Origin of the sequence: Aquimarina algicola, from assembly GCF_006443095.1 — a bacterium.
Lineage (GTDB): Bacteria > Bacteroidota > Bacteroidia > Flavobacteriales > Flavobacteriaceae > Aquimarina > Aquimarina algicola.
In genome coordinates this window covers 205,712-221,964 of record NZ_VFWZ01000009.1, presented here as the reverse complement: position 1 = coordinate 221,964, position 16,253 = coordinate 205,712, and the positions used below count along the sequence as shown (strand labels likewise).

The window sequence follows — 16,253 nt, the reverse complement described above, 5'->3', positions numbered from 1 at the left end:
AAAAATATTACAAAACCAGATTATTATGGAGGAAGTCAAAAAACAAGTTGATGTCAAAAAAAATGTTGAAGAAACGATTATTTCTAAAATAAGAGAATTAATTGTTTCCAAACATTTGGAGCCTGGTGATAGACTTCCTGCAGAAAGAGAACTTGCTCAAAAATTTGGAGTAAGCCGTAACCAGCTTAGACAGGCCATCCAAAAATTAGAATTTTATGGTTTGGTAAAAAAATATCCTCAAAGTGGAACTCGCATTTCTAATATCGGTGTAACTGCCCTTAATAATATGATGTCAGATATTCTACAACTTCAAGAACCTGATTTAAAATCTTTGGTAGAAACAAGGATCATACTTGAAACAAATGCTGTACGACTAGCTGCAACAAGAAGAACAGAAGAACAGGTTAAAGAAATTGAAAAAGCACACGAAGCCTATAGCCAAAAAGCGATTAAAGGTGAAAATGCCATAGAAGAAGATCTGATGTTTCACTTAAAAATTGCAGAAGCCAGTAATAATAGCGTTATTAATTCTTTAATGTTAGTGATTACACCCGAAATTATAAGTCATTTTATCAAAAATAAGGTATGCGATAAGGAAGAAAACTACCTATTGATCAAAGAACATAAAGCAATTGTAGATGCCATAAGAGAAAAAACTCCTGAAAAAGCAGTACTACATCTACAAGATCACTTCAAAGACCTTTATAAGTATTGTAATGAATAAATTTTGATATATATTATTGATAATTTAATAATGAGACTTAAATATTACAAGTTTCTTTAAGAATTAAGTGCTTTTTTAAATTATTAATCAAAAAATACAAACAATTACTTTGATTCTAATTTAATATGATTATTTTTGGTTAACCAATTTGGTCAACCAGATTAACATATGAGAAATTATTTACTTTACTATCTATTTTTAACTATACTATTAGTTTCCTGCACAAATACTTCAAAAAAAGAAACTAGTGATAACCTTGTAACTTCTATTGACGATTTTGACAAAGCTTTAGAAACAGTCAAACCGGGAGATTCAATAATTTTAGCAAAAGGTATATGGAAAGATACAGAATTGCTTTTTGAAGCAAATGGAACAAAAGATAAACCTATTACACTTACTGTAGAAGAAAAAGGGGGTACGATTTTGGAAGGAGCTTCAAACTTGAGAATGGCAGGAAAACATCTCATTGTAAGTGGTCTCGTTTTCAAAAATGGCTTCACTCCTACTTCAGAAGTGATCTCTTTTAAAAAAGATAAAAATAATTTTGCTTCTTATAGCAGACTTACAGAATGTGTTATAGATAACTTTAGTAACCCTGAGCGGAGAGAACAAGATTATTGGATTGGGATTTATGGTAAAAATAACCGTATTGACCATAATCATTTTGAGGGTAAAGGAAATCTGGGAGTAACTATGGCTGTCCGCCTTAATTCTAAAGAGTTTTTACAAAATCATCATCAGATTGATCATAACTATTTTGGCCCGAGGCAAACTCTAGGATCAAACGGTGGGGAAACGTTAAGAATAGGAACTAGCCATCATTCTCTCAGTAATTCAAACACTATTGTAGAATATAATTATTTTGATCGTTGTAGTGGTGAGCTAGAAATCATCTCAAATAAATCTTGTCAAAACACATTCCGTAATAATGTTTTTTATGAATGTCGAGGTACATTAACTATGCGTCATGGTAATGAAACCTTAGTAAAAAACAACATTTTTATTGGTAATAAAATTCCAAGTACAGGAGGAATAAGAGTTATTAATGGAAAACAAACAGTAGAGAATAATTATGCTATTGGACTTACAGGTTATCGTTTCGGAGGTGCTTTAGTCGTTATGAACGGAGTTCCAAATTCTCCTTTGAACCGATATTTTCAAGTTGAAGATGCTGTCATAAAGAATAATACCTTTATTGATTGCGACTACATACAACTATGTGCCGGTAGTGACAAAGAACGTAGCGCTCCTCCTATTAATTCTATAATGAAAGATAATATCTTTTATAATGAAGCAAAAGAAGACATATTTACTGTATATGATGATATCAGTGGAATTCAATTTTCTAACAATATTATAAGCCCCAATGTAAAATTGATCAACAAAAATGGTTTTATTCCAAAAAAGCTTGAATTCATCAAAAACTCAAAAACAGCAGTATTACTTCCAGAGAATAACCTAAATGCCGGTGCTAACATAGAAGGAGAAATTTTATCTAAAGAAAGTACAGGAGTGTCCTGGTATCCTAAAAAGGATAAAATTACCAAACTAAATTCAGGAAAAACAATTCAGGTCGCTCCGGGCATTAATACTCTATTTGATGCTATAAAAAATGCCACCCCGGGAGATATTATTAAGCTTACTGCTTCTGAGGGGTATCTGGTTACAAAAACTATTAATATTCAACATCCTATCTCGGTAACTTCTTCTCAAAAGAAAACAATCGTAACTTTTGAAAAAAAATCATTGTTTGATATACAAAATGGTGGAAGCTTATCACTAACCAAATTGATTTTTGAAGGAAAAGAAGCTCCGGATTATTCGGGAAATGCAGTCATAAGAACAAGTAAGTATTCGATGAATAAAAATTACAAATTATTTATCGACTCTTGTGAATTTAGAAATTTAGATATCAATCATTCTTATGATGCGATTAAAGTTTTCAAAAATACAGTCGCAGATACTATCAGTATAACCAATTCCAATTTCTCTAATATCACCGGAAACATCCTTTCTCTCGATAAAGAAATTGGTGAAAATGGAATCTTTAATGCTGAATTCGTAATCATGAAAAATAATATTTTCACAAATGTAGGAGGCGCTGTTCTAAATTTAATTCGAGATGGAAAAGATGAAAGCACATTTGGACCTTTTTTAACCTTTGACCACAATGTCCTCAATAATGTTGGAAATAGCAAAAGAAATAAAAACAAAAAATCAATCTCCTTAATTGGTGTTCAGAACGCCCAGATTAAGAATAGTATTTTTAATAATAGTAAAGGAATACAAATGCACCTTGTTGTAGGAGGACCTATTGCCAAAGTACATCACAATAACTTTTTTAATTCTGAAAAGGTGACTGTAACAGGAGAGCAACCTTACGAAATCAATAGTTTGTCATTTTTGACTCCTGATTTTGAGAATGAAACTTCTTTCTTACTAAAAGACAATTCTCCTTTACGTTCAAAAGGAGATGACGGACTAGATTTAGGAATTATCAATAAGTAGCATAATGAGACTACAAACATTAAAAATGACTAAAATCAAAGTGTTTTCTCTATGTTATAGTTTAGTTTTTTTCATTTTAATAACTAATGCGCAAGAACACCCCAATCTTATTTTAACTAAGAAGGGAGTAGAAAACATAAAAAGACAATTGGGTAGTGTTCCGCTATTCGATAAAACATTAGCAAAGGTTAAGAATGAAATCGATCAGGAAATAAAGTCCGGAATCCATGTTCCTATCCCCAAAGATATGGCAGGAGGTTATACTCACGATCGCCATAAAAAAAATTGGTATGTACTTCAAAAATCAGGGATTCTTTATCAATTACTCGAAGATGATAAGTATGCAATGCATGTTCATAGCATTTTAAAAGAGTATGCCAAAATGTACCCAAAACTTCCTCTTCATCCAGAAGAAAGATCTTATGCCAGAGGTAAGATTTTTTGGCAATGCCTTAATGATGCCAATTGGCTCGTATTTGCAAGTCAAGCATATGATTGTATCTATAATTTTTTGAACAACAAAGAGCGTAAGTTTTTGGAAGAAAATCTATTTATTCCCTACGCCAATTTTCTTTCAAAAGAAAACCCTCAATTTTTTAATAGAATTCATAATCATAGTACATGGGGTAATGTAGCTGTTGGTATGATTGGTTTAACCTTAAATAATGAAGAGTTAATCAACAGAGCGTTATATGGGATCAAAACCAAAAACTTAGATCATAATCTAACAGATAATGATGGTGGTTTTATTATTCAAAAAGGGCAAAAAGCAGGTTTTCTTGCGAATCTTGAAAGCCCTTTCTCACCAGATGGGTATTATACTGAAGGTCCCTACTACCAAAGATATGCCATGTACCCCTTTATGGTATTTGCACAAGCACTTCAAAACAAAAAGCCTGAATTAAAAATATTCGAGTATAAGGATAATGTACTTATTAAGTCGGTAACAGCATTGCTTAATCTTACAGATCAAAATGGTGATTTTTTTCCAATCAATGATGCTCAAAAAGGAATGTCATATTATTCAAAAGAATTGGTATCCGCAGTTAATATTGCTTATCATTTTGGAGGTAATACTGCTGAATTATTAGATATTGCTCAAAAGCAAGGCAGTGTCCAATTGGATGAAACCGGACTAAATGTTTCTTTAGATATCAAACAAAACAAAATAAAACCATTTCTAAAAAAATCAATCGAATTAAAAGATGGCTCACAAGGTGACAAAGGAGGCATCGGTATTCTCCGCTCCGAAGATAAAGACCATGAATTAGTAATGAAATATACCGCTCAAGGTTTAAGTCATGGTCATTATGACAAGTTATCTTTTTCTTATTACAACAAAGGAGATGAAATCCTTCAAGATTATGGATTGGCACGATTTGTAAATATAGAGCAAAAAAATGGTGGCGGATATCTCAAAGAAAACAAATCCTGGGCAAAGCAAAGTATTGCACATAATACAATTATACAAGATGAAACATCACATTTTAATGGTGAGTACAAAACAGGTAGCATTCATCATTCTGACAAATATCTTTTTGATGTTACTAATTCAAAATTAAAGATTGTAAGTGCAAAAGAAAGCAACGCATATCCAAACACAAAACTTCATAGAACATTAGTACTATTTGAAGATGAAGAATTTGAGGAACCTTTACTTATTGATGTTATGCAATTTACCTCTAAAAACATACATCAATATGATCTTCCACTATATTATCACGGACAAATCATAGATTTTAATTTTGAGAATACTACTCCTCCTAAGCTTTTACCTCTAGGGACCAAAAATGGCTATCAACATCTTTGGTTAGAAGGTAGAGCAAATTTAAAAAACAAAACAGCACAAGTCACATGGCTCAATAAAAACAAGTTCTATACCTTTTCTACATTAGCCAATGAAGGGGATCAATGTTTATTTACAAGAATAGGAGCAAATGATCCTAAGTTTAATCTTAGAAAAGACCCTGGATTTGTCATCAGAAAATCGAATGTAAAGAGCGGGTATTTTATTTCAACAATAGAATCTCATGGCTCTTATAGCTCGGTATCTGAAACCGCAAAAAATGCATTTAGCAATATTCTTAAAATAGAAAATATTGTAGTCAAAGACCCCAATTATATGGGTTGGTCAATCACTACAAAAAGAGGAAATGTGCATACATTTATTCTATGTATTTCAAATAATAAAAAAGATGTATCACACTCAATCAATTTAAATTCTTCATTGATCAATTGGTTGGGGCCATATTATTATATCAAAAATTAACTAAAAATAAATCAAATGAAAAAATTTGGGTCAAGTAAAGAATTCATTTCCGGAAATGATGTTCAATGGGAAACTGTTGGCGAAGGAGTTCAACGTCAAATAATGGGATATGATGATAGTTTAATGTTGGTTAATGTAAAATTCGACAAAGGGGGTATTGGGGTAATGCATCAACACTATCACTCTCAGGTAACTTATGTTGTAAGTGGAGAATTTAAAGTGACTATAGGAGATGAAACAAAAATTTTGAAGGGTGGTGACTCTTTTTATATTCCACCTAATGTGATGCATGGAGCTATTTGTCTTGAGTCTGGTGTACTTATTGACACTTTTAGCCCTATCAGAGAAGATTTTATGTAATATTTTATCTTTTTCATTAAGATTCTTTCATTAATATAATAATTCACAAAAAGATTACCCTCAAAATATGATATACCAAAAATTTTAACAATTAAAATTCTAATATTTTTTTATTTAACAATTAAATAACATATATTTGGTAAACCAATTTGGTTATCCAATTTGGTTTACCAATAAAACAAAACTTTCTAACGGTTAAATAAAAAACACTTCAAATGACATCTTTATAAATATTTTAGAAAAATAAAAAGGACAGGTGCACGCCTATCCTTTTGTTATTACTTCTTTTCGGAGGGAAGTAATACTTAAAATGTACGAGCTTTATCAATCACGTACCATACAAAAATACAAAAACTAATCTAAATGTGGTATGGCTATGTGATCAGTAAGAAAGGGAATAAAGGAATACGTTCTCACTTATTCTTTATTAGGATATCTCCTTTCGGATATCATCTAATTTTTGAAACATAACACAACTAAAATGAACATTAAAATTAAATTATTTTTTATTGTCTTGGTCTTTTTTCAACTTTCTTTGATTGCCCAAGATGAGACATATACTCTAACTGGTACAGTCACAGAAGCCTCAGAAAAGATACCGCTTCCGGGGGTTAACATACTTGTAAAAGGGACAGCAAATGGAACATCAAGTGATTTTGATGGAAACTATGCCATATCAGTAAAGCAAGGAGATGTGCTTGAATTTTTATATGTAGGATTCAAAACACAATCAGTAACTATAACAGGGCAAACTACTATAAATATTGTATTAGAAGAAGATGCTGCAGAATTAGAACAAGTTGTTGTTGTTGGTTACGGTAGTGTTAAAAAGAAGAATTTAAGTTCTTCTATTTCAAAGGTTGTAAATGATCAATTAGATCAAATACCTACAGGACGTGTTGATGATGCTTTGAATGGTCAATTATCAGGTATCAACATTCAAAGTAGTGATCCTAGTGCTGGTGAAGCTCCTAGAATTACAATACGGGGTCAGGGATCTGTAGCACAAAATTCTTCACCTCTTGTCGTTATTGATGGTATAGCAGTAGGAAATGATGGGGATTTCTTATCGAGTTTAGATATGAATGATGTAGCTTCTGTTCAAGTACTTAAGGATGCTTCTTCTGCAGCTATTTATGGTTCTAGAGGTGCAAATGGTATTATTCTTATCGAAACTAAAGACGGTGTCGAAGGAAAAACAAAATTTACGTACAATACATTTATCGGTTATAAAAATGTGCAGTCTAGAAATGTCCTGCCAGATTATGAAGCCTGGAAAGCCTACACTAGCCAAAATTTAAGTGCTGCATTAGAGAGATTTGATCCTGATGATGATACTGGCAGACAAAATTTTATCAATACAACTAATAATAGATTTGCGGTAATAGATCGGTTAGTACAGGCACAAGGTGGATTAACAGATTGGGAAGAAGAAATTTTTGATGGAGGATTCATAAAAAATCATTCTTTTGCTGTTAGAGGAGGAACCAAAGGAACAAGATATAGTTTTTCTTTAGGTTTTCTAGATGATGAAGGTGTACTATTAACGGATAATTTTAAGAAAATTAACGCCAGTTTAAAATTAGACACAAAAATAAATGACCAGATTAAATTTGGAATAAGAATCAACCCATCGATTACCAATCAAACAAGATTTCCTATAGGAATTCATGATGCCCTAAGACAAAGTCCTTGGTTGCAACCTAGAATTACTGAAGCTAATTTGCCTTTTGTAAATAGATTCACAAGAAGTGGGCAATTTGAAGATTTTCAAGTGGGTGACTACACATTTGAAAGAACATTCGATGATTTTGATCTCCAAACAAATCAACCTGTATCTAGTGGTGTTGATATAAGCAATACATCAAACATAAATCCTATTGCAAAAATTCTTGAAAGAAATAACACCAGAAGAGATGTAAAAATAGTTGGAAGTACTTACTTTCAATTTCAATTAGGAGAAAACCTTACATTCAAACAAAATATAGGAGGTGATTACAGAACAAGAACTAACAATGATTTTACAGGTATTAATGCCACTCGAAATGGAGCTACAGACTCTGGCGTAAGAGAACGTATTTTTAGACAAACTCATCTTGTTTCTGAATCTACTTTAAATTTTAATCTTAATTCTGGAGGTCATAATATCGATGCCATAGGAGGATTTGCGTATGAAGAATGGGAAAGAGATTTTTCTGATATTAATTCTAGAGGATTTAGCAATAATGATATAACAACGATATCATTTCCTTTTGTAATAGATGCAGAAACTAATAAAGCCGAAGAAAAATTAGTCTCTTATTTTGGAAGAATTAACTATACATATGATGATCGTTATATTCTATCATTAAGTGCAAGAACAGACGGTAGTTCAAAATTTGGTAACAATAACAAATTTGGTTTTTTTCCTGCCGGATCAGTAGCATGGAGAATTGGTAATGAAGCTTTTCTTCAAGACAGTGACATTATTAGTGAACTAAAATTGAGAGCTAGTTATGGGATAACAGGTAACAATGATCCAATAGGCGAATATGACTTCTTAGCACAATTAATTACCACATCGACTAGTTTAGGTGGCTCAGAAAGAGCTGTAGAGCAAATCAATATCGAAAACCCAGACCTAAAATGGGAACGTCTCATAGAATTTAATCCTGGTATTGATTTTGGTCTTTTTAATGATCGTTTCAACGTTTCTTTTGATTATTATACAAGAACTACAAAAGACCTGTTATTACCCAAGCCGGTACCTGCAGTTACAGGTTTTGAACAAAAAGTCGTTAATCAAGGTGAAATCAAGAACGAAGGATTCGAATTAGAAATATCAACAAGAAATATTTCAACCAATAACTTTAAATGGAATTCTACAGCATTATTTACACGTAATGAAAACACTCTTGTAGATTTTGCAGGAGCCAATGGATTAATTTCGATTATAGATGATAAACGCCCGGCAGAATTTATTGCAGTAGAAGGAAGACCTATAACTTCTTTTTATGGATATGTAAAAGATCCTGATCGCGAGATTCCTTTACGTTATATCAAAGATCCCTTCTACCCTATCGGAGCTCAATCACAAGATGTATATGTAAAAGATCTAAATGGTGATGGAAAAATTGATACTGATGATAGAACATTTTTAGGAGATCCTTATCCTGATTTAATATGGAGTGTAACAAATACTTTCAAAATATATGATTTTGATTTTAGTTTTATGTTTCAAGGATCGCATGGTGCTCAAGTAAGAAATATCGATTCTCAGTATATATTAAATGAATTCTCTAGTAAGCAAGATTTCACAAGTGATTTTCCTGATGCAGATTTAGTAAGACAACGAATTTTTACGGATGAAGATATTCAGGATGCAGAATATATAGCATTAAGAAATATAAACTTAGGATATACATTTCCTTCAGACTTTTCAAATACAATAGGAATCAGTAGACTAAGAGTTTATATAGGTGGACAAAACTTAGTATACATATTTGGAGATAACTATGAAGGGTACAATCCAGAAGGTATCAAAGGTGGAGAAAACAACCCGCTAACCTTTGGTTATCAAAGAGGTGCAGCACCTATAAATAGAACATATTCTTTTGGAGTAAATCTAGAATTTTAAAATATTAACCATGAAAAATAAATTTTATAAAATAATATTTGGCTTTTTTACTCTTTTAGTGATAGCAAATTGCGGAGAGAGTGATTTAGATTTAAGACCAGAATCAAGCTTTGTAGAATTCTTTAGAAATACAGAAGAAGTCAATCAAGCGTTAAAAGGTACCTATAGAGCCTTGCAAGCTGTCCCTTTGAGAGAGTTTGCATTAACAGAAATGCGTTCTGATAATACTGAAAGTAAATCGATAGAAGGTAATTTTGGGGATTTTCAAAAATTTGAAATTGACCCTACCAACGAAGTCATCACTCAGTATTGGGCAGATAACTATACTGTAATTTTTAGAGCAAATCAGGTTTTAGAAAATCTCGAAGTAGTAACTAACGAAACGACAAAAAACAAATTTGAAGGAGAAGCTAGATTTCTTAGAGCTTTAACACATTTCAAATTGACCGTAGCATATGGAGAGGTTCCTCTTCTAGACAGAACAATCACAGACGAAGACAGAGAACTTTTTGGTCAAAATACTGTGACAGAATTATACACATTCATCATTGGTGATCTTGAAAAAGCTGTTGAACTTCTACCGGAAAAAACGTCTAATGAAGAAGATTTGGGGCGAGCAACACAAGGAGCAGCAAAATCGTTATTAGCAAAAGTACTTTTATCAGTTACAAATGATGGTGAATTAACCAGAGATTACGCAAGAGCAAGAACACTATTAAGAGAGGTTATTGACAGTGACTTATATGAGCTAGAAGATGAATATCGTGATGTTTTTTATAACGAAAATAACGATGAAATTGTTTTTAACATCCCATATACTCCAGACAACGCAGAAACTAGTCAAGATTTCTCTTTTGAAATGACAGAAGATGGTGTGAGAAGTGGTTTAAACTATATCACAGACAACTTCAAAACTACTTTTGAACTTATGGATCTAGCAACAACACCCGAAGCTATTAGAGCCCCTGTTCTTATTAGTCCTGATAATGATGAAGAAGTTGGAAAATTTATATCTTCCTCAAATGCTGTTAGACTTTCTGGAAACGACTGGATAGAAATCCGATATGCTGATGTTCTTTTATTGTACGCAGAAGCTATTTTAGCAGGAACCACCGCAACTACTGATACAGAAGCCATTAATTCATATAATCTGGTAAGAAGAAGAGCTGGCGTAAGTGAAATCGCTAGTGGAGGATTACTTACTAAAGAAATGCTACTTAATGAACGTAGAATAGAATTAGCATTCGAAAATCAACGTTTTTATGATTTAATTCGATTTGGCGAAGCAAACACTATTTTAGCAAAATTTGCTACAGAAACCGGAGTAAATTTTACGCCTAATGATGATTTACTGCTTCCTAAACCTCAAAAAGAAATTAACCTCTCTGAAGGTGGAGTACGACAAAACAACGGATACTAATCTTAACAAAATAACAGTCAAACTAAAATTTTTATTATGAAAAGCATACATAGATTGACACTAAAAAATATAGCGCAAATTTTGTTCATCACTACAATGAGTATCTTTATCTCTTGTGATGATGAAGATAGTGACCTACCCGGTGTAGGTGAGATCGAGGATTTAACACCTCCAGAATCTGTTTTCAGCGCATTTAGATCGCAAACTGATTTACTCACATTTGATCTCAAAAATGATACTAGAAGTGCTATAAACTTTCTATGGGAAGTTCCTGATGGTGTAACTGTTTTAAATGATGCCCCCTCTTCAACACAAACACCATTAGAAGCAAGAGACTTAAGTGTAAAGTTTCCTGATTTTGGCACTTATGAAATTACTTTAACTTCATCTGATAATAATAATGCATCTAGTACTGTGACTCAAACAGTAGAAATCACAAAACCTCTTGTCGATGCACCTGAGCCAAACTTCAGTTTTGAACTTAAAGAATCTGATTTCAGAATTCTTGACTTTACTAATGAGTCTCAAAAAACAGCGAGGGTAATCTGGGTACTTCCTACAGGAGCATCACTTTATGACGCTGACCCTTCTGATGATGTAACACCTTCATTAGAAGATGATAATGTAAAAATAAGGTTTCCTGATGAAGGGACTTATGATGTAACTCTAAAGGCATTTAATATTGTTGATAATGAAGCTGAAATAACAAAAACGGTCGAAGTAAGCGCGTCTGTAGCTCCTACTCCTGTGATTTTAGAACCTGGATTTGATAAAGGGAATGACAGTAGAGGCGCTTGGGAAGATAAAACATATCTAAGTTTTGATTTAGGAGGAATAATCCAAATCACAACAGATCCCGTACAAGATGGCACGAATGCTGCAAAATTACCAGATGATGGTAGTAGAGTTGGTTATCAAGAAATAGCAGTAACGCCTAATACAGATTATACATTAACATATTACTATACGATTAAGACAAGCCCAGCCGGATCTGTAACTGTTTCTATAGTTGGAGGAACCGGATTTACCAGTGAAGCCGAAGTAAATGCAGCAATAATAGCAACAGATACAGGAAACGATCAAACTAATGCTGATTCTTTTACAAGGGTAAATTTAAGTTTTAATTCAGGTTCTAATAGTACTGTCGCCATTTATTTCACAAATACCGGCGCAGAAGCTAGAGTAGACTCATTCTCTATAGCGGTAGACAATTAAACAGTAAATATTTTTATATGTACTTAAAAAAAAGCTTTTTACTTTATATTATATCAGTATTACTCTCCTGTGTTCATGCACAGGAAGTTGCTGATATCGATAATACGCCTGCAGAAAGTTCTATCAATAGCGTTAAAAAAATAGATCTCAACCATTGGAAAGTTACACTACCAATTGGAAATCCAAAACCTATTAATGTAAATCCTCCTGAGATATTAGATTATGCTAATAACGAACAGCTAAAAAAATATATGTATGATGATCCTAGTGATGGTTCATTAGTATTTTATGCTGCTCCCGGAGCTACTACTCGAAACACAAAATATTCTCGTTGTGAGTTGCGTGAACAAATGGTTCCCGGCAAAAATAATGTGAATTGGACTTTTAGTCAAGGCGGTAGAATGAAAGCAACTTTAGCAGTAGACAAAATATCCAAAAATGAAAAAGGCAAATACGATAAAGTAATCGTTTTGCAAATTCATGGTAGACTTTCAAATGAACAACGTGACCTAATTGGTAAAGACGATAACGATGCCCCACCAATTATGAAAGTATATTGGAATAATGGAAAAGTTCGTTTAAAATCAAAATTCTTAAAGGACAAAAATGCTACTGATAAAGAAATTTTAAAAAAATCAGCATGGGGAGATGATGAAGGGTATACATTTCCCAAAAAAGTTGGTTTTGAAAAATTTACTGTAGAGATTATTGCTTCTGAAGGAAAAATGAAAGTAATCTTAAATGATAAATATTCAAAAGTTTATAAAGGCATTGACATGAAAAGGTGGGAAATCTTTGAAAACTACTTCAAAGCAGGAAATTATTTAGCCACCAAAAATAAGAAAGCCTTTGCTAAAATAAAGTTTTATGAATTAGAAGTAAAACATTGATTTACAAAACAAAGCAAAAACCTATTATAATTTTTTTAAAGACATCAGCATATTTGTATTAGCCAATATTTTGGGTTTGCTATTCTAATTATATTAGAATAGCAAACTCAATTCACCATAAAAAATAAACATACTAAGAAAATAGATTTTTTAGTAACGAATAATTTCATAAATTTGGAAAACCAATCTGGTCAACCAATTATTTATAAACCAACATTAACCATGAAATTAGAAATCTTAACCAAAAACGAGAATAAGGATATCCAGAAGGAAATCATAAGGAAAATCAGAGATTTAATTAATTATAAAAACTTAGAACCTGGTGATAAGCTTCCGTCTGAGAGAACCTTATCTGAAAAATTTGAAGTTAGTAGAGGTAGCATCAGAGAGGCAATTCAAAAACTTGAGTTTTATGGAATATTAGAATCTATTCCACAAAGTGGAACTTTTGTTGCTAATATTGGTGTGATTGCTATGAATGGTATGATCGAAGATATATTAAGATTAGAAGACCCTGAATTTAAATCATTGGTTGAGACTCGTATTTTGCTAGAACTCAAAACTGCCAGATTAGCTGCTTTAAGAAGAACTGATGATGACTTAAAATCTATAAAAGAAGCTTTAGATGCATACTCTAAAAAAGTACTAAAGGGTGAAGACGCTGTTCAAGAAGATTTACTCTTTCATTTAGCAATAGCAAAAGCTAGTGGTAACAGTACAATGAATACACTCATGCTCATTATTACCCCGGGTATCATAACAAATTTTGAAAAATATCATGTATGTGACAGTAATCAAGCATTTTTAGGAATTCAAGAACATACAGATATATACGATTCTATCAAACAACAAAATCCAAAATTGGCAAAAGAAAAAATGAAAATGCATTTTAAAGCACTATACCAATATTGTTACAATCAAAAATAATTATAAAATCTAAATACAAAAGATAGAATTGCACGCTTCTATTTTTTGCTACAAATCAAAAATATTTAAGGAGGGATTTATACTTAAACCATACACTACAACATTTATATGGATACCCCATATTTAATCTAGAAGTTTAATGGCTTTAGTAAAAGAAAAGTAAAACTTTTCTCAAAAATCTCTTTAACTAAACTAAAAATATGAAAGTTAAAGGATTAAGATGGTGGGTAATAGGACTAATAGCCTTAGCAACTGTAATCAATTATATTGATAGGCAATCGCTCAATGTTCTATGGCCAGAAATCTCAGAAGAACTATATCCGGATAAGTCTAATGATGAACGAAAAGAGATCTATTCTTGGATTTCTATAATTTTCGTCTTTTCATACGCCTTTGGACAAGCCATTTTTGGTAAAATATTTGACTGGGTTGGTACACGACTTGGGTTTGTATTATCAATAGGTGTATGGTCTATTTCGACTGCTTTGCATGCATTAGCTACTTCTTTTGGAAGTTTTGCATTCTTTCGGTCAATTTTAGGAATATCTGAAGCCGGGAACTGGCCAGGAGCCGCAAAAGGAAATGCAGAGTGGTTTCCCACCAAAGAACGTGCCTTTGCTCAAGGATTATTCAACTCAGGTGCAGCTATAGGAGGTATTATTTCTATACCGCTAATTGCATTCCTTACTGTATACTATAGTTGGCAAGCTATTTTTATATTGATCGGTATTGTAGGATTACTTTGGCTGATTCCTTGGTTATTTTTGGTGAAATCCCCACCAAAAAAACACCCTTGGATAACAAAAGAAGAACGCGAATATATTTTAACCGGACAGAAGAACCAAAATCCTAATACAGGTGACGACACTAACGAAGTATATGAACCAAATACTCAAGAGTTACTTTCTCATAAACAAAGCTGGGGTGTTATCATTTCATCTGCTGCAATAGATCCTATTTGGTGGTTATTTGTGTTTTGGATTCCTATTTATTTATCAGAAGTATACAATATGGATGTAAAAGGTATTGGCATCTACGGTTGGGTTCCTTATGTGGGTGCAATGCTTGGCGCTTGGTTTGGGGGATTACTCGCACAAAATCGATTAAAAGCCGGTTGGAGTGTAAACAAAACTCGCAAAATGGTTATTACGATCGGATGCTTGATTATGTTACCTTCATTATTAGCTATGGCCAATCCTGGTGCACCTGTTACAGCAGTATTAATCATGGCAGTAATTCTTTTTGGTTTTCAAACTGCAATTGGTAACGTACAAACATTACCCAGCGATTTTTTCAGTGGTAAAACAGTAGGAACTCTTGCTGGTTTTTCAGGAATGGCAGCAAAGCTTACAGCAGCCGGGCTAACATATTTGGTTCCATGGTTAACTATGGGAGGAAACTATACTCCGGCTTTTATTATTGGTGCTGCATTGGCATTAATCGCACTGGCAAGTGTATGGGTTTTATGTTCTAAAATTGAGCCCTTAACATCAAAAAATTAATAATCAATAGAAAAATTTAATTAATAAAATAATTTAAAATTAATACCATAAAAAAGATGAATTCAAAAGCAAAAATTGCCGTTGTTACCGGAGCTACCAGTGGTATTGGTTTCGGAGTTGCAAAAAGACTAGGAAAAGATGGATATACTGTAATTTTGAACGGTATAGAAGATGATAAAGGCGCACAAAAAGTAAAAGAACTTACTGAAGCAGGAATAACCGCTGAGTACTATGGGTTTGATGTGACCAATGAAGAAGCAGTAACTTCAAACATAAATGCCATTGGAGAGAAATTTGGTAAAATCGACGTATTGGTAAATAATGCCGGAGGATTAGGCGGAAGATCAAGATTTGAAGAAATGACAACAGAATTTTATCGATCTGTGATGGCATTAAATCTGGATTCGACATTCTTTGCCTCAAGAGCAGCCATTCCATTTCTCAAAAAAGGAGAAAATGCTTCTATCATAAACTATACTTCTAACGCAGGATGGACCGCCGGAGGACCGGGAGCCGGAATTTATGGAACTTCAAAAGCAGCAGTTCATGCCATAACAAGAGCATTAGCAAAAGATTTAGCCGAATATGGAATCAGAGTAAATGCCGTATCTCCAGGAACTATTGACACTCCTTTTCATGAACAAATTAAATCTACAAAACCTGAAGTTTTTGCTTCCTGGAAAAATAATATCTTATTAGGAAGATTGGGGCAACCAGAAGATGTAGCTTCTGTTGTTTCTTTTCTTGCAAGTACAGATGCTGCATTTTTGACAGCCGAAACTATTCAAATCGGTGGAGGACAAGCTTTAGGAATTTAAAATC

General features: G+C 32.8%; 11 protein-coding genes. All 11 read left to right on the top strand.

The genetic code is table 11. The features are described from left to right. Window positions 1–25: 25 nt before the first annotated feature. The 11 genes from FHK87_RS22745 to FHK87_RS22695 all read left to right on the top strand — a co-directional run bounded on the left by FHK87_RS22745 (window position 26) and on the right by FHK87_RS22695 (window position 16,249). Window positions 26–724 (top strand): FadR/GntR family transcriptional regulator, encoded by a 699-nt coding sequence (locus FHK87_RS22745; RefSeq protein WP_140597151.1) that lies wholly within the window; start codon window positions 26–28, stop codon window positions 722–724. A 168-nt stretch (window positions 725–892) separates the two neighbouring features. After that, on the top strand, window positions 893–3,232 hold the full coding sequence (locus FHK87_RS22740; RefSeq protein WP_140597148.1) for a polysaccharide lyase 6 family protein: 2,340 nt from the start codon (window positions 893–895) through the stop codon (window positions 3,230–3,232). A gap of 25 nt (window positions 3,233–3,257) precedes the next feature. Beyond that, on the top strand, window positions 3,258–5,501 hold the full coding sequence (locus FHK87_RS22735; protein WP_226294384.1) for a heparinase II/III domain-containing protein: 2,244 nt from the start codon (window positions 3,258–3,260) through the stop codon (window positions 5,499–5,501). Between the two features lie 15 nt (window positions 5,502–5,516). Beyond that, window positions 5,517–5,861 carry a cupin domain-containing protein gene (locus FHK87_RS22730; RefSeq protein WP_140597143.1) on the top strand — a complete coding sequence of 115 codons (345 nt, stop codon included), beginning with the start codon at window positions 5,517–5,519 and terminating at the stop codon, window positions 5,859–5,861. Window positions 5,862–6,342: 481 nt separating this feature from the next. Continuing rightward, a complete protein-coding gene (locus FHK87_RS22725) occupies window positions 6,343–9,477 on the top strand; it encodes a SusC/RagA family TonB-linked outer membrane protein (protein ID WP_140597141.1) in 3,135 nt (1,044 codons plus the stop codon). 10 nt (window positions 9,478–9,487) lie between these two features. Continuing rightward, window positions 9,488–10,897 (top strand): RagB/SusD family nutrient uptake outer membrane protein, encoded by a 1,410-nt coding sequence (locus tag FHK87_RS22720; RefSeq protein ID WP_140597138.1) that lies wholly within the window; start codon window positions 9,488–9,490, stop codon window positions 10,895–10,897. A 36-nt stretch (window positions 10,898–10,933) separates the two neighbouring features. Continuing rightward, window positions 10,934–12,112: a hypothetical protein gene (locus tag FHK87_RS22715; protein WP_140597136.1), complete on the top strand. Its 1,179-nt coding sequence runs from the start codon at window positions 10,934–10,936 to the stop codon at window positions 12,110–12,112. 17 nt (window positions 12,113–12,129) lie between these two features. Beyond that, complete coding sequence (locus FHK87_RS22710; RefSeq protein ID WP_140597134.1) at window positions 12,130–13,002, top strand: polysaccharide lyase family 7 protein; 873 nt, start codon at window positions 12,130–12,132, stop codon at window positions 13,000–13,002. Window positions 13,003–13,224: 222 nt separating this feature from the next. Further along, entirely contained in the window at window positions 13,225–13,929 is a 705-nt protein-coding gene (locus FHK87_RS22705; protein ID WP_140597132.1) for a FadR/GntR family transcriptional regulator, read from the top strand. Window positions 13,930–14,129: 200 nt separating this feature from the next. Next, window positions 14,130–15,431 carry an MFS transporter gene (locus tag FHK87_RS22700; RefSeq protein WP_140597130.1) on the top strand — a complete coding sequence of 434 codons (1,302 nt, stop codon included), beginning with the start codon at window positions 14,130–14,132 and terminating at the stop codon, window positions 15,429–15,431. 56 nt (window positions 15,432–15,487) lie between these two features. After that, window positions 15,488–16,249 (top strand): SDR family NAD(P)-dependent oxidoreductase, encoded by a 762-nt coding sequence (locus tag FHK87_RS22695; RefSeq protein ID WP_140597128.1) that lies wholly within the window; start codon window positions 15,488–15,490, stop codon window positions 16,247–16,249. The last annotated feature ends 4 nt before the right edge of the window (window positions 16,250–16,253 follow it).

Excerpts from the sequence above, each read along its gene's own strand:
- FHK87_RS22745 (WP_140597151.1), top strand. The coding sequence starts at position 26 with ATGGAGGAAGTCAAAAAACAAGTTGATGTCAAAAAAAATGTTGAAGAA.
- FHK87_RS22700 (WP_140597130.1), top strand. The coding sequence starts at position 14,130 with ATGAAAGTTAAAGGATTAAGATGGTGGGTAATAGGACTAATAGCCTTA.
- FHK87_RS22730 (WP_140597143.1), top strand. The coding sequence starts at position 5,517 with ATGAAAAAATTTGGGTCAAGTAAAGAATTCATTTCCGGAAATGATGTT.
- FHK87_RS22735 (WP_226294384.1), top strand. The coding sequence starts at position 3,258 with ATGACTAAAATCAAAGTGTTTTCTCTATGTTATAGTTTAGTTTTTTTC.
- FHK87_RS22725 (WP_140597141.1), top strand. The coding sequence starts at position 6,343 with ATGAACATTAAAATTAAATTATTTTTTATTGTCTTGGTCTTTTTTCAA.
- FHK87_RS22705 (WP_140597132.1), top strand. The coding sequence starts at position 13,225 with ATGAAATTAGAAATCTTAACCAAAAACGAGAATAAGGATATCCAGAAG.
- FHK87_RS22740 (WP_140597148.1), top strand. The coding sequence starts at position 893 with ATGAGAAATTATTTACTTTACTATCTATTTTTAACTATACTATTAGTT.
- FHK87_RS22720 (WP_140597138.1), top strand. The coding sequence starts at position 9,488 with ATGAAAAATAAATTTTATAAAATAATATTTGGCTTTTTTACTCTTTTA.
- FHK87_RS22695 (WP_140597128.1), top strand. The coding sequence starts at position 15,488 with ATGAATTCAAAAGCAAAAATTGCCGTTGTTACCGGAGCTACCAGTGGT.
- FHK87_RS22710 (WP_140597134.1), top strand. The coding sequence starts at position 12,130 with ATGTACTTAAAAAAAAGCTTTTTACTTTATATTATATCAGTATTACTC.
- FHK87_RS22715 (WP_140597136.1), top strand. The coding sequence starts at position 10,934 with ATGAAAAGCATACATAGATTGACACTAAAAAATATAGCGCAAATTTTG.